The organism is Streptomyces sp. NPDC005925 (assembly GCF_040638805.1).
Lineage (GTDB): Bacteria > Actinomycetota > Actinomycetes > Streptomycetales > Streptomycetaceae > Streptomyces.
This window is the reverse complement of sequence record NZ_JBEXVL010000023.1, coordinates 14257-36846: the sequence shown is the minus strand read 5'-3', so window position 1 is coordinate 36846 and position 22590 is coordinate 14257. Positions and strand designations below refer to the sequence as shown.

The window sequence follows — 22590 nt, the reverse complement described above, 5'->3', positions numbered from 1 at the left end:
CGCCGTGAGCACCCCGCAGCAGATCAGACCCGGCGAGACCCTCGACGTCGACCGCACCGACCCTGTCTATCGGGCCTGGCTGAAAGAAGCCGTCCGCAGGGTGCAGGCCGACGCGAACCGCTCGGCCGACACCCACCTGCTCCGCTTTCCGCTGCCGGAGCACTGGAACATCGACCTGTACCTGAAGGACGAGTCGACCCACCCGACCGGCAGCCTCAAGCACCGCCTCGCCCGCTCCCTCTTCCTGTACGGGCTCTGCAATGGCTGGATCCGGCCCGGACGGCCGGTGATCGAGGCCTCCAGCGGCTCGACCGCCGTCTCGGAGGCGTACTTCGCGAAGCTGATCGGCGTGCCCTTCATCGCGGTCATGCCGCGCACGACCAGCCGCGAGAAGTGCCGCCTGATCGAGTTCCACGGCGGCCGGTGCCACTTCGTGGACGACCCGCGCACGATGTACGAGGCGTCGGCCGCCCTCGCGGCGGAGACCGGCGGCCACTACATGGACCAGTTCACCTACGCCGAACGCGCCACGGACTGGCGCGGCAACAACAACATCGCGGAATCGGTCTTCCGCCAGCTCCGCCTGGAGCGTTATCCCGAACCGGCCTGGATCGTCGCCACGGCCGGCACCGGCGGCACCTCGGCGACCATCGCGCGCTACGTCCACTACTTGCAGCACGACACCCGCATCTGCGTCGCCGACCCGGAGAACTCCTGCTTCTTCGACGGCTGGAGGACCGGCGACCCGGATGTCACCTGCGACTGCGGCTCCCGCATCGAGGGCATCGGCCGGCCCCGCATGGAACCCAGCTTCGTGCCCGGCGCCGTGGACCGCATGATGAAGGTGCCCGACGCCGCGAGCGTCGCCGCCGTACGGGCCCTGGAGGCGGCGATCGGCCGCAGGGCAGGCGGCTCGACCGGCACCGGGCTGTGGAGCGCGCTGAAGATCGTCGCCGAGATGGTGGCCGAGGGCCGCCAGGGCAGCGTGGTGACACTGCTGTGCGATCCCGGCGACCGGTACCTCGACAAGTACTACTCGGACGCCTGGCTCGCCGAACAGGGCCTGGACATCGCGCCGTACAGCAGCGCGATCACGTCCCTGCTGGAGACGGGCGTCTGGCCCTGCTGACCACCGCCTAGGACGTCAGGCGCCGGTCCAGCGCCGTGACCGCGTCGCGGAACGCACGGTCGAGCCCGGCCCGCGCCAGGTTCAGCGCGCCACGGAAGAGGGCGGTCCCGTCCGCCGCGAACGTCCACTGCACGCGCGTGCCCGTCCCGATCGGCACGAGCCGCCACTCCTCGGCCAGGGCACGGACGCCCGGCGTGTTGGTGACGTCCACGCGATAGGCATACACATCGGGCGCCTCCGTCACCAGGACGGTCTCCAGGAACCGGGCGCCGCCCCTGAGCCGGATCTCGCGCCCCGCGCCGCCGCGCGCCGGCCGGGCCACCGCCACCGCCGGGAACCACTCCGCCCAGCCCGCGACGTCCTCGGCGAGGGCGCGGAACACCGCCGGGGGCGGCGCGCCGATGCCACGCGCGAACACGAGCCGGACCGGCGCGCTCCGCACGAACCCGTGCTCGACGGGGCGCAGACGATGAGCCATGGGCGTAACTCCTCTGCCAGAGACCGTGGGACCAGGAGGGCGGAGCGGGCGGACGAGGGGGGCGGACGGGGACGTCCCGTCGGGCGGACCGGGAGCCGTCCGTCCGACGGCTCAGACCTCGGTGTCGTCGCCCTCGGGCTCGCCCGCGACCACCAGCCGCCGCAGATGTTCCGACACCTCGGCGCGCGCGCCGGCCGGCAGTCCCGAGTCCGTCACCAGAATGTCGATCTGCTCCAGCGCCGCGAACGAACTCAGCCCCACCACACCCCACTTGGTGTGGTCGGCGACCACCACGACGCGCCGCGCGGACTGCACCAGCCGCCGGTTGGTCTCGGCCTCCGCGAGGTTCGGCGTCGACAACCCGGCCTCGACCGATATGCCGTGCACGCCGAGGAACAGCAGGTCGAAGTGGAGCGCGGCGATGGCCTGGTCGGCGACCGGACCCACCAGCGAGTCGGACGGGGTGCGCACACCGCCGGTCAGGACGACCGTCGCCGCGCCCTGCCGCGGCCCCGCGGTGCGCTGCGCGGCATGGAACACGTCGGCGACCCGCACCGAGTTGGTGACCACCGTGAGATCCGGCACGTCGAGCAGCTGGTGCGCCAGCGCGAACGTCGTCGTACCGCCCGACAGCGCGATCGCCGCGCCCGGCGCGACCAGCCCCGCCGCCGCCCGCGCGATGTCCTCCTTGGCGGTCAGCTCCAGGCTCGACTTCGCCTCGAAACCCGGCTCGTGCGTACTCGCCTCGGCCACCGGCACCGCGCCGCCGTGCACCTTCTCCAGCACACCCTGGCGGGCCAGCGCGTCGAGGTCGCGGCGGACCGTCATGTCCGACACGCCCAGCTTCCGCGTGAGCTCGTTGACCCGCACCCCGCCCCGGCGCCGGACCTCGTCCAGGATGAGGGCGCGGCGCTGCTCCGCGAGGAGGTTCTGATTCTCGCTCACGTACGCTCCGGTCCTTTCGCCTCAAGCCGCCGTCCGGCCCGCCCGGCGCACCCGCTCCGACAAGGACGTTCCCCCCGCCCCCGGTGCGCGGACGCCCCATCCTCGCACGCTCCCGCACACGCCGCGTCACCACCCAGCGCGATGTGCACATGACACATTGGCATCGGAAGGGTCACACCTGCCGCACGGATCGGGGAAATTCGGTGTCGAGGCGTGCGCACCCGCCCGGAACGGGAGATCCTGGTCCCGCACATCGACAGCCGACGGCGCGTCACGGGGGAAGTGCCAACAGTGGAACGTGCGCAGGAACACGCGACGACGGACGACACACACGACCCGGCAGCGCGGCCCGCCGGAGCCGCACTGGAACTCCTCGTCCACGGAGTGGGCGGGACGACACCCGGAGAGATGCTCGACGATCCGCGCACCGTGCGGATCACCGGCGACGACATCGCGGCCGTCTTCCGGCGCGCCGACGACGTCGACGCGGAGACCGACCCCACCACCGACAGCCGACGCGACGGCCCCGTGCCCGAGGCCTACGTCTGGTGCAACCTCACCTCCGGCAACGGCTCCCGCGCCCTGTGGCTGCTGCTCTTACCGTTCATGGTCGTCAATCTCGCCCACTGGATGCGCCCCAGCACCCACGGCCGCACCCGCACCGTGCGCCTGTACGGACTGCTGGTGCGGCTCGCGGGACTGTCCCTGACCGTGCTGTTCGTGGCCGCCGCCTGCGAGGTCGCCCTCGACCTGACGGCCTGGCAGTGCGCGGGCACCTCCGCCTGCGCCGAACGGCACTCCTGGCTCGGCTTCCTGTCGCCCGAGGCCTCCGACGGCGGCTGGTGGAGCCTGCCCGGCCGCCGCCTCGCCCTCGCGTCCCTGGTGCCCGCGGCGCTCACCGGCCTGCTCTGGTACCTCTCCCGCCGCACCTGGAGCGACTACGAGTCCCAGCAGCCGATGACACACCCCTCCGACCCGGAGGAGGACAACGCCGCGTCCGTGCCCACCGCGCTCGGCCGGCCCGGCTTCTGGTACGGCCGGCGCCTGGTCGCCCGGCTGCGCGCCGCGCACACCGCCGCCGCCCTGCTCACCGTCGCCGCCGCCGTGGGCACCTCGGCTGCCCGACACGACAGCGCCGCAGGGGGCTCCACGTCGCTCGACCTGGCCGGCCGGCTGCTGGAGGCGGCCCTCGTCGTCGGTGCGGCGGCCGTGCTGTGGGTGGTGTGCCGCCGAGGCCGCACCGAACGCCGCCTGGACTGCCGGCTCGACAGGACCGTGGTACGGGGCCTCCCGCTCGCCGCCCTCGCCCTGTTCGCGCTCACCCTGCTCTACGCCGCCTGGGACCGCCCCGGCTGGGAGTCCACCGGCCGGCTGCCCGGCGACGCGACCTTCGGCGCCATCGTCCTGGGACAAGGCCTGCTGGTGACCGCCCTCGCCGTGGTCGCCCACCTGCTGCACCGCACCCGGCCCGACGGGCGCGCCGCCATGCACGGCCTGGGAGGTCCCGCCGTCGCCATGCTGGCCTGCGCACTGGGCGGCGTGATGTCGGGCGGCGTCGCCCAGCGCGTCGCCGACTGGCTGGACGGCACCGGGGCGTCCATCCCCGGCCCGCCGGTCCTGCTGACCTGGCAGGCCTCCGCGATCCCGCCGCTGCTCGTACTGCTGCTGGTGCTGTGCGCCGAGCTGGCCCGCCGCACCTGGCTCCTCGCCCGCGCCGAACGCGCCGCCGTGGAACGCGACCACCCGCACGACGTCCGCGACCCCGGCCGCACCCGCCGCATCGCCACCATGCGCGCCATGGCCCGTCTCACCGACCGGGCCCCCCTCATCGTCGCCGTCACCGCCACGGCCACCCTGCTCCTCGGCGCGGGCGCCCTCCTCGGCGCCCTCGCCACCGACAAGACCCCCGGCGAGGCCGCCGACGACTCGTACGCCTTCGTGCACGGCGCCGCCCAGGCCGCCGAGGCACTGGGCTCCTGGCTCATAGGGTTCGGCTTCGTCCTGTTCGTCACCTGGGGCCGGCGCGCCTACAAGGACCCCTCCGCACGGCGCACCATCGGCATCCTGTGGGACGTCGGCACCTTCTGGCCGCGCGCCGCCCACCCCTTCGCCCCGCCCTGCTACGCCGAGCGCGCGGTACCCGACCTGACCTGGCGGGTGGCGACCTGGACCCGCGTCACCGGGGGCCGCCTCGTCATCTCCGGACACTCCCAGGGCAGCGTCCTCGCCGCCGCGACGGCCTGGCAGCTCCCGCCGTCCGTCCGCAAACGGGTCGCGCTCCTGACGTACGGCTCACCGCTCGAGCGCCTCTACGGCCGCTGGTTCCCGGCCCACTTCGGGCCGGACGCGCTGCTCTCCCTGCACCACGAGGTGGCTTGCTGGCGCAACCTGTACCGGATCACCGACCCCATCGGCGGCCCCGTCCGGCTGCCCGGCGCCTGCGGCCCCGAGGTCGACGGCGAAGCCCTCAAGGACCCGCTCGCCTACGGCCGTACCGAACTGCTGCCGCTGCCCGCGCCGATCCTCGGCCACTCCGACTACCAGGCCGACCCGGCGTTCGCCGAGGAACGACAGCGGCTGCTCGCCCGGCTGCGCCCGGACGTGCCCGCGCCACGTCGTCACACGGCGCGGGGGGACGGGGCGGCTCCGAAGGGGGAAACGGATCCGGAGGGGGAGCCGCCTCAGGACAGCTCGGGCAGGTCCTCGCCGTAGAGCAGGGTCAGGTCGTCCGTGCTGGGGTCCGCCACCTGGGCGACCCGGCTCGCGTGCCGCTCCACCATCGCCTCGAAGGTCTGCCGGGCCGTCCGGCCGTTGCCGAACGCCGGGCCCTTGGGGATCGCCGTGAAGTACTTCAGCAGCGCCTCCCCGGCGCCCGGCGCGAGCCGGTACTCGTGCTCCTCGGCCTGCTGCTCCACGATCCGCAGCAGCTCCTCAGGGCCGTAATCGCCGAACGTGATGGTGCGTGAGAAGCGGGACGCCACACCCGGATTGACGGACAGGAACCGCTCCATCTCGGCGGTGTATCCCGCGACGATGACCACGACGGCGTCGCGGTGGTCCTCCATCAGCTTCACGAGCGTGTCGATGGCCTCCCGGCCGAAGTCCCGGCCCGAGTCCTCCGGGGACAGCGCGTACGCCTCGTCGATGAACAGCACGCCGCCGCGCGCCCGCTCGAAGGCCTCCTGCGTGCGGATCGCCGTGGAGCCGATGTGCTCACCGACCAGGTCGACCCGGGACACCTCCACGAGATGGCCCTTCTCCAGCACACCGAGGGACGCCAGGATCTCGCCGTACAGCCGCGCCACCGTCGTCTTGCCGGTACCGGGGGAGCCCGTGAAGACCAGGTGCCGCTTGACGGAGGCCGCCTTCAGGCCCGCCTGCTGCCGGCGCCGTCCCACCTCGATCATGTCGGTGAGGGCACGCACCTCGCGCTTGACGCTCTCCAGACCGACCAGGGCGTCCAGTTCACCCATCACGTCCTTCGAGGACCGCGCCGGCTGCTCCGGGTGGGCCGTCGCGACGAGGGCCTCCTGCTCCGTGGTGCGCTGGCCGGGGATGGCGCCGAGCAGACCGGAGGAGGGGGACGCCGTCTGCACGGCCGTCGCCGGCGCCGCGGGCGGCTTGAGCCCCGCGCTCTCGTCGCTGCTGCAGTCCTCCACGACCGGGCCCCCGCCCGAGGCGGCGTCGCTCCCGCTGTCCGCGAACTCGTACCCGCCGCGCGTGCAGCGCTCGGTGCGGCACTTCTTCAGTGTCGTGCGGCAGCCGTCGATCACGTGGAAGCCGTAGCCGCCGCTGTCCGCCACCCGGCAGCCCAGGAAGCTGCCCCGGCCGCCCGCCGAGACGTAGAACCCGGCCTCGGACGGCGACTCCACGGTGCAGCGCTCGATGGTCGGGTCGGCGCCCTTGGTGACGATCACACCGGTCTGTGTCCCGGTCAGGGTGCAGTTGTTGAGGGTGCCGCCGCTGCCGTGGTCGCGGAACCAGGCACCGGTGGCGGCGTCCCGGATGCGGCAGTCGTCGAGCTGCGCCGTCGCGCCGTCGCTCACCGACACCGCGGTGTTGCGCACCTGGGTCAGGTCGCTGTCGACGACGTCCGCGCGGGAGCCGCGGTCGAGGACGAACAGCGCGTCCGGCACGTCGTGCACCCGGCAGGAGTCCAGTACGGCCGTCGCGCCGTCGCTGACCCACACCGCGGGATAGTCGCCGGTGCTGTCGAAGATCTCGCACTGGTTGGCGTCCACGCGTGTGCCCGGATCCCACACCGACAGGCCGTTGCGCCCGAACTGCCGCACCGTCGTGCGGGTCAGCGTCAGCACGGAGCGCGACCGCAGGTCGACCGCGTTCTCCGGGATGTCGTGGATGCGGCAGTCCGCCAGCGTCAGGACGGCGTCCGTGTCGAGCGTGACACCGTCCCCGGTGGTGCGGTGCACGTCGCAGTCGGTGAGGTGGGCGGTGGCCCGGCCGGTGACCTGGACGCCGCTGCCCCGCACCTCGTAGACCTCGCAGCCCACGGCCTCCAGAGCGGAGTTCTCACCGGTCGCCGTGAGGCCCGAGCCCGAGGCGTGGTGCACCTGGCAGCGCTCGAGCCGCGGATGGGCGCCGCCGCGCACCGCGATCCCGGCCTGGCCCGCCGCGACGACCTCGCACTCCTCGAACACCCCACCGCCGCCGTCGAGTACGGCGATGCCGATGCCCGCCGGATTGTCGACGGTGCAGCGCCGCACCGTCGGCCGGGCGCTGCCGCGCACCTCGATGCCCGCGGCGGACCGGGTCACGACCCGCACGTCCAGCAGCTCCGGGGCGCCCTCCTCGACCAGCAGCGCGGGCGCCGCCGCGTCCTGGCCCTCCACGTGCAGGTCCTGGATCACCGCCGAGGCCCGCACGGTGAGGGGCACGCCCTCGGTCGGCGCGATGCGGACGGAACCGGGGGAGCCCTCCGGACCGCGCAGGGTGACCGCCTGCTGGACGACGAGGTTCTCCCGATAGGTGCCGGGGGCGACGGTGAGTACGTCACCGTCCGTCGCGGCCTCCAGGGCGGCGGCGAGCGTGGCGTACTCACCCGTGCGGCGCCGCCACCGCGATGTGCCGGTGTGCGTCACCTGGACCGTGCCCTGTGCCATGGCGTTGCTGCGCCCCCACCTCGTCGTACGCGGGAAGTGCCGATCGGTTCGGCCGGTCCACCGTAGCGTGTGCGCAGGCGGTGAGTTGACCGGAGGCGGAACGCCGTCAGCCGCCGGTGCCGGTCCTGCCCCAGCCCTGGGCCGCCCTGTCCCAGGCCTGGTCCCAACGGGCGTATCTGCGGCGGACCATGTGCCAAAGGACCAGCCGACGCGCCGTCTCGACCAACGCGGTCGTCACCAGGACGGCGCCGAGACCGGCGAGGAAGGCATGCGTCGTCGCGGTGGCGGAGTCGAGCGGCCGGGTCGCCTTCCGGCCGTGCCGGTCGGTCCACATCGCGAAGCGGTCGCCCGGGTGCGGGTCCGCCAGTCCGGCCCGCACGATGCCGCGGCGCGGGGTGCCGTCCGGCGCGGTCCAGCGGGCGAGGACGCGGCTGCGCAGGTCCCGTCCCGTGCTCGTCTCCGGGTCGGTGTCCGGCAGGGACCGGTCGAGCCGGCGCAGCACGCAGGCCCTGACCGGGTGCCGGTTCCTGTGCTGGTCGCGCACGGCACGCTGCAGGGACTCCTCGGCCGCGCCGCCCACGCGGGTGCCCGCCACCGGCGCCAGGAGGAGGACGAGCAGCAGGGAGCCGAGGGCGAGCCAGGCCTCGGCCCGGTCGGTCGCACGGCACAACGGATTGTGCCGCCAGCGCCAGAGTCCGCTGATCGCGCGCACGATCCGCACCCCTCCTTCCCGCTCCGTGACAACTCTTGCCGGAGCCGTTCACCCCGGACCCGGGCCAGGAGAGGGCGCCGTCACTCCCTCACCCGCCCGGACCGGAGCCCTCACGAACTCCTCACACCACGTCAACGCGGTGCATGTCACCCCGGGTTCCCGTCCCCGCGCCGCCCGGCGTACGGACCAACGGTCTCAGCCGACGACGCGCACCGGGTCGCCCACTCGGATCGTGCCGGGCGACAGGGGCACCAGGTTCTGTCCGAAGACGGCCTTGCCGTCCATGAGGCGGTGCCGGGCCAGCGTGTGCAGCGGCTCCTTGCCGCGCTCGCCGCTGCTCTGGTCGGTCGTGGTCACGACGCAGCGACCGGATCTCTTCGCGACGCGGAAGGCGACCTCGCCGATGGACACGCGCGACCAGTCGTCCTCGGCCCAGGCGTCGGTGCCCGTCACGACCACGTTCGGCCGGAAGCGGTTCATGGGCAGCGGGCCCTCGCCGGGGTGCTCACCCCGCGCGATCAGGGAGTTGAGGGCTTCGAGGGAGGCGGTGGTGGTGACCAGCAGCGGATAGCCGTCGGCGAACGAGACGGTCTCGCCCGGCAGCGCGTACTCCGGGTCGACGGGCCGGCAGCCCGCCGGGTCGGCCATGTGCACGAGGCGTACGTCGGTGCCCAGGAACGCGCTGCACCAGGCGTGCACCGCCGCGTCCTCGGCCGGGACCGCCCGTACCTTGTCCCGGAAGATCTCCACCGGCACCGCTCCGTCCGGACGGGGCACGGCCACCGTCACCGGCTCCGCCCCGGGCGCGGACAGCCGCAGGCCGCCGCCGGGCAGCAACTCGGCGGCGGCCGTCGCGAGGCGCGGCTGCTGGCGCTGGGTGACGACCCTTCCCCCGTCGTCGACCAGCATCCAGCGCCGGTCTCCGGCCAGCCCCCAGGGCTCCACGACGGCCTGCCTGGGCGAGAGGCGACCGAGCGCCTTGACCGGGTGGATGTGTATCGACTGCAGCTGAGCGTTCCCCATGCGGCCATCGTGCCAGGTGGCACCGACAGGCCGGGGAAAGTCTCAGTAACCGCGGTACTGCTGGTTGTTGTACGGGTCCTGGTAGGAAGCCGGAGCCGGAGCCGGAGCGGGCCGGGGAGCCGCGGGGCGCATCGCCTCGTAGCCGGCGGGCGCGGCGGGTCGCGGCTGCTGCGGGTACGGCGCGGGGTAGCCGCGCGGCGCGGCGGCCTGCTGTGGGATGTACGGCGCGGGCGCCTGCTGCAGCGGAGCGGACTGCGGTGCCTGCTGATAGCCGTAGGAGGGCTGGGACGGGGCTGCCGGGAGGGCGGGGAGCGCGGACGGCAGGGCGGGCAGGTGGCTGCCCGGCATGTCGTAGGCGGCGGGGACCCGGATCGGGGCGATCTGCGGGGTGCCCCGCTCGGCCACGAGCGAGTCGTAGATCGGAGTGTCCGGGAAGGAGGCGGAGTAGTAGCCGCCGCCATAAGTGGAGCGGGGGGAGGTCATGGCACATAAGTTAAGCCCACGATGTGCTGATTGGGGAGACCGATAAGAGGGTTGTTTTTCGTGCCCGGGGTGACGCCGGATCCCCAATGCGAGCGAAGTTGGCAAAATGGGGCAGCGGAAGATTGCTTGATCGTGTAAAGGCCGAGATCCGGGCGGGTTACCGACGGGTCGGGCTGTTCTGCCTCCGGCCTCCTCGGTGACGCTTCGGGGACGTGGAATAGGTTGTGCGGACAGAGATCAGGACGGGCGGCCGGATTCGGTCGGCGCGCTGACACGTGATGGGGGCGGACATGACAATGTCGAAAGGATCGAACACGCCGGTGCCGACCGCGGCACTGAGGGTGGAAGTCGGATGGCGTTCCGGGCCGGGCGTGCCCGACGCGGATGCCTCGGCATTGCTGCTGGTCGGCGGAAAGGTCCGTTCCGACGGCGACTTCGTCTTCTACAACCAGCCGGTGCATTCCTCCGGCGCGATCCGCCACGAGGGCAAGCGGAACGACGGCGGTCGGGTCACCGACAGCCTCCTTGTCGACCTCGCGCGCGTGGAGCCCGCGATCGAGACGGTGATCCTCGCCGCCTCCAGCGACGGCGGTTCCTTCGGCCAGGTCCCCGACCTGTACATCGAGGTCCGCGACGCCGCGCAGGACACCGTCGCGGCGCGCTTCGACAGCAGCGGCGCGAGCGTCGAAACGGCGTTCGTGCTCGGCGAGTTCTACCGTCGGCAGGGCGCCTGGAAATTCCGCGCGGTCGGCCAGGGCTACGGCAGCGGGCTGCAGGGCCTGGCCACCGACTACGGCATCACCGTGGACGAGCCGCAGCGGACCGCGCCCGCCGTCGCACCCCCGCCCCCGCCCATGCCGCCCGCACCGCCCATGACCGTGGCACCGCCCGTCGCCGTGCCCCCGCCCCCGCCCACGGCGCCCCCGGCCGCTCCCGTCCGGCTGACCAAGGTGACGCTCACCAAGGCGGCCCCGTCGGTGTCCCTGACAAAACAGGGCGGCGCCTCCGGCCAACTGCGCGTCAACCTCAACTGGCAGGTGCGCAAGCAGTTCTCCGGCTGGGCGAGCAAACTGGGCCGGCCCGTCGCCATGCACGACGACCTCGACCTCGACCTGTGCGCCCTCTACGAGCTCAGCGACGGCCGCAAAGGTGTCGTACAGGCCCTCGGCAACGCCTTCGGGTCGCTGCACCAGCCGCCCTACATCCATCTCGACGGCGATGACCGCACCGGCGCCGTGTCGACCGGTGAGAACCTCACCGTCAACCTGGACCACAAGAACGACTTCCGGCGCCTGCTCGTTTTCGTGACCATCTATGAGGGCGCCCGCTCCTTCGCCGACCTGAACGCCACGGTCACCCTCCAGCCGCAGCACGGCGCCCCGATCGACTTCTCGCTCGACGAGTGCACGGTCCCCTCGCCGGTCTGCGCCCTCGCACTGATCACCAACAACGGCGGCGACCTGGTCGTGCAGCGCGAGTCGCGGTTCCTGGTCCCCGAACGCGGCGTCAGCCCGCAGCGGACGGTCGACTACGCCTACGGGTGGGGCATGAATTGGACACCGGGCCGCAAGTGAACCGGTCCGCGGCTCACCCCTCGTCGGGCGCCGCGTGCACGCGCGCGTAGGTGCGGCCCTTCCACGCCGCGCCGCGCCCCCGCTGGTGCTGCACCGCGGAGCCGACCGTCATCAGGAGATAGAGGAAGGCGGTGAACGGCAGCAGGGGCGCGAGCCACAGGGGCTGTCGGTAGTGGCGGAGCATCGGCACGTACGTCCCCGTCATCACGAGCCACGCGAGCGCGCCGAACAGCGCCCCCGCCCCGTCCCCGGTCGCCGCGCCCACGGTCACCGCCACCGGCGGCACCAGGTACACCAGGGCGAGCCCGGCGACCGTACCGGCCAGCAGGACGGGACTGTGCCGCAGTTGCGCGTAGGCGCTGCGCGAGACCATCCGCCACAGATCGCGCAGCGCCGGGTACGGGCGCACGCTGTCCACCCGGTCGGCCAGACCCAGCCAGACGCTGCCCCCGCTGTTCTTGACCGCCCGCGCGAGCGCCACGTCGTCGATCACGGCGTGCCGGATGGCGTCCGGGATGCGCGCCCGCTCGGCGGCCGCGGCACGCAGCAGGACGCAGCCGCCTGCCGCCGCGGCCGTACGCGCCCTCTTCCTGCCGACGCGCCGGAACGGATACAGCTGCGCGAAGAAGTAGACGAACGCCGGGACCACCAGCCGCTCCCACACGCTCTCGACGCGCAGCCTGGCCATCTGGGAGACGACGTCGAAACCGCCCGTGCGGGCCGCCGCCACCAGCTCCCGCAGACTGTCCGGCGCGTGCGCGATGTCGGCGTCCGTCAGCAGCAGGTACTCGGGTGAACGCGCGCGGGCCAGGCCGATGCCGTGCCGCACCGCCCACAGCTTGCCCGTCCAGCCGGCGGGCGGCTCGCCCGGCGAGTCCACGGTGAGCGCCAGCCCCCCGTGCCGACGGGACAGGTCCCGGGCCAGCTCACCGGTGCCGTCCGTGCTGCCGTCGTCGACGAGGAACACCTCCGCCCGGCCCGGATAGTCCTGCGCGAGCAGGGACGGCAGGCTCATGCCCAGTACCGCCGCCTCGTCACGCGCGGGGACGACGACGCACACCGACGGCCACGTGTCAGGCTCCCGGCGCGGCGGCAGCCTGACGTCCGTGCGCCAGAAGAAGCCCTGGCAGAGCAGCAGCCAGAGCCAGGCGGCGAAGGATCCGGCGGCGGTCCACGCGAGGATGCTCACGCCGGCAGTGTGCCCCACGGCACGGGCCGGACACGGCTCATCGTCTATCGTGGCCGGGTGAAGATCGCGCTCATGGACTCCGGAATCGGTCTGCTCGCGGCCACGGCCGCGGTACGGCGTCTCCGCCCCGACGCCGATCTCGTCCTCTCCCTCGACCCCGACGGCATGCCCTGGGGACCGAGGACACCCGAGGACCTCACGGAGCGCGCGCTCGCCGTCGCGGGGGCCGCCGCCGAGCACCTGCCCGACGCCCTCATCGTCGGCTGCAACACCGCCACCGTGCACGCCCTGACCGCACTGCGCGCCCGGCTGGAGCCCGGCATCCCGGTCGTCGGCACCGTCCCGGCGATCAAGCCGGCCGCGGAGGGCGGCGGACCCGTCGCCATCTGGGCCACCCCCGCCACCACCGGCAGTCCCTACCAGAAGGGCCTCATCGAGGACTTCGCCGACGGCGTGAGCGTCACCGAGGTGCCCTGCTGGGGGCTCGCGGAGGCCGTCGAACACGCGGACGAGACCGCGATCGACGCCGCGGTGGCCGCCGCCGCGCGGCTGACACCCGGCGACGTGACGACCGTCGTCCTCGGCTGCACCCACTACGAGCTGGTCGCCGAGCGCATCCGGGCCGCCGTCCAGCGCCCCGGTCTCCCGCCGCTGGTCCTGCACGGCTCCGCGGAAGCCGTCGCCGCGCAGGCGCTGCGCCGGATCGGAGGGCGGCCGGCGCCGCACGCCGCGGCCGCGGGCACCCTGACGGTGCTGCTCAGCGGCCGGGAGGGCCCCCTGCCCCCCGCAGCGCTGTCCTACGAGGAGGGGCGGACGCTGCGGACGGTGGCGACGGCGGGCTGACCGGGACCGGATGCGCGTCCCGAGGCCGGCGGCCCGGAACGCGGTCCGGTATCCCACGCGTCGCCCGTCCGGCGCAGTCACCGTCCGTGACGACGGCTTGCGCAGCGGATCCTGAGTACGCTCGAAACATGAGGGACCACATCCACGGCAAGAGGCACGGCCCGCACCCCGACGTGTGGACCGGGCGTGCCACCAACCGGGTCCAGTGGCTGGCGGCGCTCGCCGGTGCGGCCTGTCTCGCCCTCGGCATCGAACTCGCCGTGGACTCCGCGTGGACCTCCGGCATCGCGCCGCTGGCCATGGCGGTCGTCGGCTGCATCGCGGCAGGCCTGCTGGCCCTCTTCGGCACTCTCGCCTTCGTGCACGTCGCGCTGCGCGTCGACCAGGAGACCCTGGAAGTGCGGTGCGGCCACATCGGCGTGCCGCGCCGCCGCATCCCGCTCGCCCACGTCGTGGGCGCCGACTTCGCCCCGCACGTCACCCCGCGTCACTGGGGTGGCTGGGGATACCGCTGGCGTCCCGAGCAGGGCACCGCCGTCGTCGTACGCCGTGGCGAGGGTGTCGTGCTGCGCCTGTGGGACGGGCACACGTTCACGGTCACGGTGGACGACGCCGAGGCGGCGGTGCGGGTCATCAGGGACCGGCTGCGGCCGGGGTCGCCCGGCTCGGCCCACTGAGGTCCACCGCCCGTACGCATGGCGTCCGTCCCGCGGTTCTCGTGCGGCTGGCGTCAGTCACCCGGTCGGGCGGTCGCGCTGCCGGTACGTGTCATCCCGGGGGGCTCGGGAGTTCCTGAACCTCGTCCGTGAACGGTCGTGCGGTGGCCAGGCCCGCCAGTACGCCCGCTCCCGCCGTGACCGCCGTGAAGCTCAGCGCGTTGCCGGCCGACGCGATGGCCGCGAGCACCGTCAGGGCGGCACCCGCCGTGAGTGCGATCGGCGTCGGACGCGGGGTGCGCCACAGCGCGTGGAGCACCCACCCGAAGACCGCCGCCAGCAGAACCACCCCGGTGACGCCCTGCTCGGCCGCCTGCTGGAGCGGCGCGGAGTGCGGCTTGCCGTCGGCGGGCGGCAAGCCGGTCGCCGTCGCGGTCGCCGTCGCGCTCAGGTCCCCGAAGCGACCGGGTCCGACGCCCAGGGCGGCGTCCTGCCGGGCCATGTCCAGCGCGTCGTGCCACAGCCGTACGCGGTGTGACGTCAGGTGTCCGTCCAGGACCGTGGCGAGCCCGCCCGGCAGGTGATGGGAGGCGACGGCCCAGGTCAGCCCGGCTACCAGGGCAGCGGCCAGCGCCAGCCCCAGGATGCCCGAGCCGCGGTGGCGCATGTGACCGGCCGCCAGTGAGCACACCAGCACCGCGCCGCACGCCACGCCCCCGGCGGCGGAACCGAGCACGACGGACGCCACCACGGTCGCCACGGCCGGCACGCCCAGCGCGAGGCGCGCGGCCCGGGACCGGCAGGCCCAGACCGCACAGCACGCGGAACCCGCCGACAGCGCCAGCACGGCCGCGGTGGCCCCCGCGTGCCCGAGCGGCGCGACGATCTGCGGCCCCGGCGCGAGATGCGGAACGGCGACCGCGAGCGCGACACCGGCCAGCGCCCACGCGCAGGGCGCGGCGACCGGCAGCAGCGCGCCGGACATCCGGCCCGCGGCGTAACCGGCGGCCACGGCCAGCACCGCGAGGAGCACGCCCTCGGGCCGGCCATTGTGTGCCGCGGCCGTGGCCAGGGACCAGACGGCGCACGCGCCGAGGATCACCGTGCCGGCCACATCGGAAGCGTTCCGTACGCCGGAAGCGTTCCGTCTTTCACCGTCCGCCGCGTCCGCAGACGGCATCCCCCTGATGCCCACCCCGCCCCCCGAACCAAGAACCAGGTCGCCCCCGACCTGTGACCGTCCCGGTGGCACGCCCACGAGGGGCCATGACCAGGAGGTGGCCACCGTAACCGCTGGTGGACGGTTTGTGGATAAGTCGCGGACGAGTTATGTGGAAACGGTGGGGTGGTTCAGTGATCCGGGGCGACCCGCCCGTCACGGACTGATCACCGTACGGCTGCGGACTGCGGACTGCGGACTGCGGGCTGCGGTCTGCCTGTGGTCTGCGGTCTGCCTGTGGTCTGCGCTTCGCGGTCTGCGCGCCGCGCCGCTGCCGGCAGGCGGCATGGGCGGAGTCCCGGACGGCTGGGGACCGCTGTCGTGGGCGGAGGCGGTGGATCTCCGTCCGGTGAAGGGGGGCGGTGGCGGCGCCGCGGACCGTGCTGTCTGTGCCCGAGCCGGCCGCCGTACACTCCCGGAGTGACCGTCACCGCAACCTCCGTCGGCGAGTCGGACCGGCTGGAGCCCCGGGCGGCGTCCGCGTCGCGCGGCGCCCGCCTCGCGCGGCTCGGACGTCTCGCGCCGTACGCCGCGGCCGTGCTCTCCGGAGTGCTGCTCTACGTCAGCTTCCCGCCGCGCACCCTGTGGTGGCTGGCCCTGCCGGCCTTCGCCGTCTTCGGCTGGGTGCTGCGCGGCCGGAACTGGAAGGCGGGCCTCGGCCTCGGCTACCTCTTCGGCCTGGGCTTCCTGCTGCCGCTGCTGGTGTGGACCGGCGTGGAGGTCGGTCCGGGGCCCTGGCTCGCGCTCGTCGTGGTGGAGGCGGTGTTCGTCGCGCTGGTCGGCGCGGGCATCGCGGTGGTCTCCACACTGCGCGCCTGGCCGGTGTGGGCCGCGGCGCTGTGGATCGCGGGCGAGGCGGCACGCGCGCGTGCACCGTTCAACGGCTTCCCCTGGGGCAAGATCGCCTTCGGGCAGGCCGACGGCGTCTTCCTGCCGCTCGCCGCCCTGGGCGGCACCCCCGTGCTGGGCTTCGCGGTCGTCCTGTGCGGCTTCGCGCTGTACGAGACCGTCCGCCTCGCCGTCGAAGCGCGCCGCACGCGCGCGGTGCGGCGACCCGCCGCGGCGGCGGCCCTGCTCGGCCTGGCCGTGCCCCTTCTCGCGGCCCTCGCCGCCCGCCCGCTGGTCAGCGACGCGGCCGAGGACGGCACCGTCACCGTCGCCGTCATCCAGGGCAACGTCCCGCGCGCGGGCCTCGACTTCAACGCCCAGCGCCGCGCCGTGCTCGACTACCACGCGCGCGAGACGGAACGGCTGGCCGCCGAGGTGCGGGCCGGGAAGACCGCCAGGCCCGACTTCGTGCTGTGGCCCGAGAACTCCTCGGACATCGACCCGTTCGCCAACCCCGACGCGCGCGTGGTGATCGACACCGCCGCCAGGTCGATCGGCGCGCCCATCTCCGTCGGCGGGGTGGTGGACAGGGACGGCAAGCTGTTCAACGAGCAGATCCTGTGGGACCCGGACGACGGCCCCGTCGACACCTACGACAAGCGGCAGATCCAGCCGTTCGGCGAGTACCTGCCGCTCCGCTCGCTCCTCGGGGCGATCAACGAGAACTGGACCTCCATGGTCCGCCAGGACTTCAGCCGGGGCGGCGAACCGGGCGTCTTCACCCTCGACGGCACGCGCGTGGGCCTCGCCACCTGCTACGAGGCCGCGTTCGACTGGGCCGTGCGCGCCACCGTCACCGGCGGCGCACAGATGATCTCCGTGCCCAGCAACAACGCGACCTTCGACCGCAGCGAGATGACCCACCAGCAGCTCGCCATGTCCCGCATCCGGGCCGTCGAGCACAGCAGGACCGTGACCGTGCCGGTGACCAGCGGGGTCAGCGCGGTCATCATGCCGGACGGAACCATCACGCAGAGGACCGGCATGTTCGTGGCGGACTCGCTGGTCCAGGAGGTGCCGCTGCGCTCGTCGCGGACGCCCGCGACCCGGCTGGGCATCCTGCCCGAGATCGCTCTCGTGCTGGTCGCGGCCGGTGGCCTCGGCCGGGCGATCGGCGCGGGAGTGCGCGGTGGGCGCGCGGGTGGCGTGTAGCCGTACGACCGCCGTACGCCCCCACAACCGGTCGGGGCGCCGGATCGGGGCCATTAGGGTCGGGCTCATGGCAACTCCTGAATTCATCCGCTCCCTGCGCGTATCGGCCGGTCAGCAGCTGCTGTGGCTTCCCGGAGTCACCGCTGTCGTCTTCGACGACGAGGGCAGAGTGCTGCTGGGGCGTCGTACGGACAACGGCAAGTGGTCGTTGATCGGTGGCATCCCGGAGCCGGGCGAGCAGCCCGCGGTCTGTGCCGTGCGGGAGGTCCAGGAGGAGACGGCGGTGCACTGCGTCGCGGAACGGGTCGTCCTCGTGGAGGCGCTGGAACCCGTCACCTACCCCAACGGGGACGTCTGCCAGTACATGGACATCACCTTCCGGTGCCGCGCGGTGGGCGGCGAGGCCTGCGTCAACGACGACGAGTCGCTGGACGTCGGGTGGTACGAGGTGGACGCGCTGCCGCAGATGGACGAGTTCGCGCTGCACCGGATCAAGCAGGCGCAGTCGGACACGCCGACGTGGTTCGAACCCATCGCCTCCCTGTGAAGTGTGGGTTCTGAGCACATGGGGTGGTGGGGGGCGGCTGCCTAGGGTCGAGGCATGACCGTGCCCAGTCCCTTCCAGGGTCCCCACGCCCCCTCGCCCGACCTCGGCGGCCGGACCGCCCTCGTCACCGGTGCCGCCGGCGGTATCGGCCGCGCCTGCGTGCTGCGGCTGGCCGCCGCCGGGGCGAAGGTCAGAGCGGTCGACCGTGACGCCGCCGGTCTCACGGCGCTCGCCGCACCGGCCGCCGGCCTGCCGGGCACCGTCGAACCGCACGTCCTCGACCTCACCGACCTGGACGCCGCCGAACACGCCGCCGCGGGCACCGACATCCTCGTCAACAACGCGGGGCTGCAGCTGGTCAGCCCTCTCGAGGACTTCCCGCCCGACGTCTTCCACACCGTGCTCACCGTCATGCTGGAGGCCCCGTTCCGGCTCGTCCGCGGAGCCCTGCCGCACATGTACGGGCAGGGCTGGGGCCGCATCGTCAACATCTCCTCCGTCCACGGCCTGCGCGCCTCGCCGTACAAGTCGGCCTACGTGTCCGCCAAGCACGGTCTGGAGGGGCTGTCCAAGACGGCCGCGCTGGAAGGCGCCCCGCACGGCGTCACCTCGAACTGCGTGAACCCCGGCTACGTCCGTACGCCGCTCGTGGAGAAGCAGCTCGCCGACCAGGCCCGGGCGCACGGCATTCCCGAGGAGCGCGTGCTGACCGAGGTGCTGCTGCGGGACAGCGCACTCAAGCGGCTCATCGAGCCGGAGGAGGTCGCGGAGGCGGTGGCGTATCTGTGCGGGCCTGCGGCGTCCTTCGTGACCGGTGCGTCGCTCGTCATGGACGGGGGGTGGACCGCGCACTGAGGGTGCCTTCTGTGCAGTACGGGCCCCGAAAGCGTTCGGGCCCGGCGGATGCGCGGCGGTCCGGGGTGCGCGGGTCCGCTGATCCTCCGGTCCACCCGGCCCCGTGAAGCCGGGTGAGCCGGGCGAGGCCCCGTGAGTTTTCCACAGGCCTGCCGGACGGACGGGGCGATGGTGAATCCTGTGAGCATGTCCCGCGATCACGTGCAGCCGACCGAGCGCCCCACCCCCGGCGCTGACGCCCGGGCGGAGCGCCCGGCCACCGATGCCGTTGCCGCCGCCGAGGGTGCCGCCACGGCCGCCGGTGCCCCGGGCGATGCCGGGAACGCCGCGGTCCGGGCCGGAGCGGCGTCCGGCGGCACCGGGGCGCCGTTCCTCGAGCTGCTGGCCAGAGGCGCGGCGGCCGACGCCTACGAGCAGCCGGTGCTGCGGGCCCGCGCCGAGGGGGCCACGGCCGAGCGGATCGCCGAGCTGGAACACGCCAAGCTGCTCGCGCTGCGGGTCCGGGCCGAGCTGGAGGGAAGGCGCCGCCGGGAGGCCGAGCTGTCGGCCCTCTTCGAGACCGCCCACGACCTGGCGGGCCTCAGGGACCTGGACGCGGTTCTCCAGGCGATCGTGCAGCGCGCCCGCTCCCTGCTGGGCACGGACGTGGCCTACCTCAGCCTGAACGACCCGGAGCGCGGCGACACCTACATGCGTGTCACCGAGGGCTCGGTCGCCGCCCGCTTCCAGCAGCTCCGCCTCGGCATGGGCGAGGGCCTCGGCGGACTCGTCGCCCAGACCGCCCGCCCCTACGTCACCGACGACTACTTCAAGGACGCCCGCTTCCAGCACACCGTCACCATCGACACGGGCGTCCAGGACGAGGGGCTGGTCGCCATCCTCGGCGTGCCGCTGATGCTCGGGTCCGGCGTCATCGGCGTGCTGTACGCCGCCGACCGCCGAGCCCGGGTCTTCGAGCACGAGCAGATCGCCCTGCTCGGTTCCTTCGCCGCGCTCGCCGCGGCCGCCATCGACACGGCGAACCTGCTGACCGAGACCCGTGCGGCCCTCGCCGGCCTGGAGCGGGCCAACGAGATCATCCAGGACCGCAGCGCCGTCATCGAGCGGGCCTCCGAGGTCCACGACCGGCTCGCCGAGCTCGTTCTGCGCGGCGGCGGGGTCCATGACGTGGCCGCCGCCGTCTCCCAGGTCCTGGACGGCACGGTCGAGTTCAGCGAGGCGGGCGACGCGCCCGCGGGCCCCCTGGAGGCCTCCCGCGCCGAAGGACACGCGGTGCGGCACGGCGACGCGTGGGTCGCCGCCGTCACCGCGGGCGGCGAACTGCTCGGCGCGCTCACGCTGCGCGGGCATCCCGGACTCGACCCCGTCGACCAGCGCACCCTGGAACGCGCCGCGATGGTCACCTCGCTGCTGCTGCTCGCCCGGCGGTCCGCCGCCGAGGCCGAACAGCGCGTCCGCGGTGAGCTCCTCGACGATCTGCTGGACGCCCGCGACCGCGACCCGCGCCTGCTGCGGGAACGGGCCACCCGGCTGCATGCCGACCTCGGTTCCACACACGTCGTGCTCGCCGCCCGCCTCGACAGCACGGCGCAGGACGCCGAACAGGAGGCGGACGCCCGTCGCCGGCTGTGGGCCGCCGCGTCCCACCTCGCCGCGACCCGGCAGGGCCTCGCCGCCGCCCGCGACGGCGGCACCGTCCTGCTGCTGCCGCTGGGCACGGGCGACACCGCCACCGAGGTGGCCCGCCGTACCGCCCGGCACCTGGGGGCGGCCGTCCACGAGGCCGTCACCGTCGGCGCCTCGGCCCCGGTCGAGGACCTGGCCACCGCCCCGGACGCCGTGGCCGCGGGCTATGCGGAGGCCAGACGCTGTCTCGACGCGCTGCGCCTCCTCGGCCGCGCGGGGGACGGGGCCGCCGCCGAGGACTTCGGATTCCTCGGGCTGCTCCTCGCCGGGGAGCGGGATGTCGCGGGCTTCGTCGAGCGCACCATCGGCCAGGTCGTGGCCTACGACGAGCGGCGCGGGACCGACCTGCTGCGCACCATCGACGCGTACTTCGCCTGCGGCATGAGTCCGGCCCGCACCAAGGACGAACTGCACGTCCACGTCAACACGGTCGCCCAGCGACTGGAGCGCGTCGCCCGGCTCCTCGGCGACGACTGGCAGAGCCCGGCCCGCGCCCTGGAGATCCAGCTGGCCCTGCGCCTGCACCGGCTGTCGGCACCAGCACCGGCACAGCACTGACCCCCGTACGGGCGGGCGTACGGGGGCCGGTGAGACCGGAGGGCCCGGTTCAGCGTGTGGGCGAATCGGCCGCGCGGGCCTTCGCCGGCGTCCTGCGGTTGCCGGAGGGCGCCACGTCGGTCACGTCGGCCAGGTCGCGGTCGCGGGTCTCCTTGGCGGCGACGATGGCGACCACCGTCAGCAGCACGGCGGCGATCACGTAGAGGGAGATGGGGGTGGAGCTGTCGTAGTCGGACAGGAGCGCGGTCGCGATCAGCGGGGCGGGGGCGCCTGCCGCGACGGAGGCGAACTGGGCGCCGATGGAGGCACCCGAGTAGCGCATCCGGGTCGCGAACATCTCGGAGAAGAAGGCGGCCTGCGGCGCGTACATCGCCCCGTGCAGCACCAGGCCCACGGTCACCGCGAGGAGGAGGGCGCTGAACCTGCCGGTGTCGATGAGCGCGAAGAACGGGAACATCCACAGGCCGATGCCGACCGCTCCGATCAGATACACCGGCCGGCGGCCGATCCGGTCGGACAGCGCGCCCCAGAGCGGGATGACCACGAAGTGCACGCCCGAGGCGATCAGTACGGTGTTGAGCGCGGTCTGCTTGGAGAGACCGACCGACGTGGTGGCGTAGACGAGGATGAAGGCGGTGATCACGTAGTAGCTGATGTTCTCGGCCATGCGCGCGCCCATCGCGACGAGCACGTCACGCCAGTGGTGGCGCAGAACGGCCACGAGGGGCATCTTCTCGGCGACCGGGTCCACCTCGGCCTTGCGGGCCTCGGCCTGCGCCAGCGCCTTCTTGAAGACCGGCGACTCGTCGACGGACAGCCGGATCCACAGACCGACCATCACCAGCACGCCCGACAGCAGGAACGGAATCCGCCAGCCCCAGCTTTCGAACGTGGAGTCCGACTGCACGGCGGTGAGCAGTGACAGCACACCCGTCGCCAGCAGCTGGCCGGCCGGTGCGCCGGTCTGCGGCCACGAGGCCCAGAATCCGCGCCGCCGCGCGTCCCCGTGCTCGGAGACGAGCAGCACCGCCCCGCCCCACTCGCCGCCCAGCGCGAAGCCCTGCACGAGCCGCAGTGCGGTCAGCAGTATGGGCGCGGCGCCCCCGACGGTGGCGTGCGTGGGCAGCAGACCGATGGCGAACGTCGCCCCGCCCATCATCAGCAGGCTCAGCACCAGCAGCTTCTTACGCCCGAGCCGGTCTCCGTAGTGCCCGAACACGAGGGCGCCCAGCGGTCGGGCGGCGAATCCGACCGCGTACGTGAGGAACGACAGGAGTGTGCCGACGAGCGGGTCGGAGTCCGGGAAGAACAGCTTGTTGAAGACGAGGGCGGCGGCGGAGCCGTAGAGGAAGAAGTCGTACCACTCGATGGTGGTGCCGATGAGGGACGCGGCGACGATGCGCTTGAGGTTGTTCGGCGTCGGTGGAGCGGATGCTGGGGAGGCCATGTGCGCCACTTCCTCGTGTGCGGTGGGGACGGGTGGGTGTCGGCACACCGTAGGAAAGCGCAGGTCAGGCGCACATGTGGTGGGGC

General features: G+C 73.5%; 18 protein-coding genes. 9 read left to right on the top strand and 9 right to left on the bottom strand.

The window, feature by feature from the left end:
• Positions 1 to 4: 4 nt before the first annotated feature.
• Positions 5 to 1129: a PLP-dependent cysteine synthase family protein gene (locus tag ABZ354_RS22440; RefSeq protein ID WP_358659372.1), complete on the top strand. Its 1125-nt coding sequence runs from the start codon at positions 5 to 7 to the stop codon at positions 1127 to 1129.
• Positions 1130 to 1136: 7 nt separating this feature from the next.
• Here ABZ354_RS22440 and ABZ354_RS22435 read toward each other — a convergent pair whose 3' ends face one another.
• Together ABZ354_RS22435 and ABZ354_RS22430 are read right to left on the bottom strand one after the other, a co-directional pair.
• A complete protein-coding gene (locus tag ABZ354_RS22435; RefSeq protein ID WP_358659370.1) occupies positions 1137 to 1607 on the bottom strand; it encodes an SRPBCC family protein in 471 nt (156 codons plus the stop codon).
• Positions 1608 to 1718: 111 nt separating this feature from the next.
• On the bottom strand, positions 1719 to 2552 hold the full coding sequence (locus tag ABZ354_RS22430) for a DeoR/GlpR family DNA-binding transcription regulator (protein WP_358659368.1): 834 nt from the start codon (positions 2550 to 2552) through the stop codon (positions 1719 to 1721).
• A 408-nt stretch (positions 2553 to 2960) separates the two neighbouring features.
• Between ABZ354_RS22430 and ABZ354_RS22425 the strand changes: the two genes are divergently transcribed.
• Positions 2961 to 5264, top strand: coding sequence for a hypothetical protein (locus ABZ354_RS22425; RefSeq protein ID WP_358659468.1), 2304 nt, complete (start codon positions 2961 to 2963; stop codon positions 5262 to 5264).
• Here the strand turns inward: ABZ354_RS22425 and ABZ354_RS22420 are convergent.
• From ABZ354_RS22420 to ABZ354_RS22405, 4 genes are all read right to left on the bottom strand, one after another.
• The gene (locus ABZ354_RS22420) at positions 5234 to 7672 is read right to left on the bottom strand and encodes a right-handed parallel beta-helix repeat-containing protein (protein WP_358659366.1); all 2439 of its coding nucleotides are present in this window, start codon (positions 7670 to 7672) and stop codon (positions 5234 to 5236) included. The two genes, ABZ354_RS22425 and ABZ354_RS22420, sit on opposite strands and share 31 nt — an antisense overlap.
• Positions 7673 to 7778: 106 nt before the next feature.
• The gene (locus tag ABZ354_RS22415; RefSeq protein WP_358659364.1) at positions 7779 to 8384 is read right to left on the bottom strand and encodes a hypothetical protein; all 606 of its coding nucleotides are present in this window, start codon (positions 8382 to 8384) and stop codon (positions 7779 to 7781) included.
• A 195-nt stretch (positions 8385 to 8579) separates the two neighbouring features.
• The gene (locus tag ABZ354_RS22410) at positions 8580 to 9407 is read right to left on the bottom strand and encodes an MOSC N-terminal beta barrel domain-containing protein (RefSeq protein ID WP_358659362.1); all 828 of its coding nucleotides are present in this window, start codon (positions 9405 to 9407) and stop codon (positions 8580 to 8582) included.
• A gap of 42 nt (positions 9408 to 9449) precedes the next feature.
• The gene (locus ABZ354_RS22405) at positions 9450 to 9890 is read right to left on the bottom strand and encodes a DUF6643 family protein (RefSeq protein WP_358659360.1); all 441 of its coding nucleotides are present in this window, start codon (positions 9888 to 9890) and stop codon (positions 9450 to 9452) included.
• 296 nt (positions 9891 to 10186) lie between these two features.
• Here ABZ354_RS22405 and ABZ354_RS22400 point away from each other — a divergent pair, with 296 nt between their 5' ends.
• Positions 10187 to 11464, top strand: a complete 1278-nt coding sequence (locus ABZ354_RS22400) for a TerD family protein (protein WP_358659466.1) — start codon at positions 10187 to 10189, stop codon at positions 11462 to 11464.
• Positions 11465 to 11477: 13 nt separating this feature from the next.
• Here ABZ354_RS22400 and ABZ354_RS22395 read toward each other — a convergent pair whose 3' ends face one another.
• The gene (locus ABZ354_RS22395; RefSeq protein WP_358659358.1) at positions 11478 to 12653 is read right to left on the bottom strand and encodes a glycosyltransferase; all 1176 of its coding nucleotides are present in this window, start codon (positions 12651 to 12653) and stop codon (positions 11478 to 11480) included.
• Between the two features lie 57 nt (positions 12654 to 12710).
• On the opposite strand from ABZ354_RS22395, the gene ABZ354_RS22390 reads away from it, so the two are divergent.
• Positions 12711 to 13496, top strand: a complete 786-nt coding sequence (locus ABZ354_RS22390; protein ID WP_358659356.1) for an aspartate/glutamate racemase family protein — start codon at positions 12711 to 12713, stop codon at positions 13494 to 13496.
• A 128-nt stretch (positions 13497 to 13624) separates the two neighbouring features.
• A complete protein-coding gene (locus ABZ354_RS22385; RefSeq protein ID WP_358659354.1) occupies positions 13625 to 14173 on the top strand; it encodes a hypothetical protein in 549 nt (182 codons plus the stop codon).
• Between the two features lie 91 nt (positions 14174 to 14264).
• Here ABZ354_RS22385 and ABZ354_RS22380 read toward each other — a convergent pair whose 3' ends face one another.
• On the bottom strand, positions 14265 to 15332 hold the full coding sequence (locus ABZ354_RS22380) for an O-antigen ligase family protein (RefSeq protein ID WP_358659352.1): 1068 nt from the start codon (positions 15330 to 15332) through the stop codon (positions 14265 to 14267).
• Positions 15333 to 15791: 459 nt separating this feature from the next.
• On the opposite strand from ABZ354_RS22380, the gene lnt reads away from it, so the two are divergent.
• From lnt to ABZ354_RS22360, 4 genes are all read left to right on the top strand, one after another.
• Positions 15792 to 17411, top strand: coding sequence for an apolipoprotein N-acyltransferase (gene lnt, locus ABZ354_RS22375; protein ID WP_358659350.1), 1620 nt, complete (start codon positions 15792 to 15794; stop codon positions 17409 to 17411).
• A gap of 67 nt (positions 17412 to 17478) precedes the next feature.
• Positions 17479 to 17958, top strand: a complete 480-nt coding sequence (locus tag ABZ354_RS22370) for an NUDIX domain-containing protein (protein WP_358659348.1) — start codon at positions 17479 to 17481, stop codon at positions 17956 to 17958.
• A gap of 54 nt (positions 17959 to 18012) precedes the next feature.
• Complete coding sequence (locus tag ABZ354_RS22365) at positions 18013 to 18813, top strand: 3-hydroxybutyrate dehydrogenase (protein WP_358659346.1); 801 nt, start codon at positions 18013 to 18015, stop codon at positions 18811 to 18813.
• 186 nt (positions 18814 to 18999) lie between these two features.
• Entirely contained in the window at positions 19000 to 21057 is a 2058-nt protein-coding gene (locus ABZ354_RS22360) for a GAF domain-containing protein (RefSeq protein ID WP_358659344.1), read from the top strand.
• A 49-nt stretch (positions 21058 to 21106) separates the two neighbouring features.
• On the opposite strand, the gene ABZ354_RS22355 is transcribed toward ABZ354_RS22360, so the two are convergent.
• Complete coding sequence (locus ABZ354_RS22355; protein WP_358659342.1) at positions 21107 to 22504, bottom strand: MFS transporter; 1398 nt, start codon at positions 22502 to 22504, stop codon at positions 21107 to 21109.
• Positions 22505 to 22590: the final 86 nt, after the last annotated feature.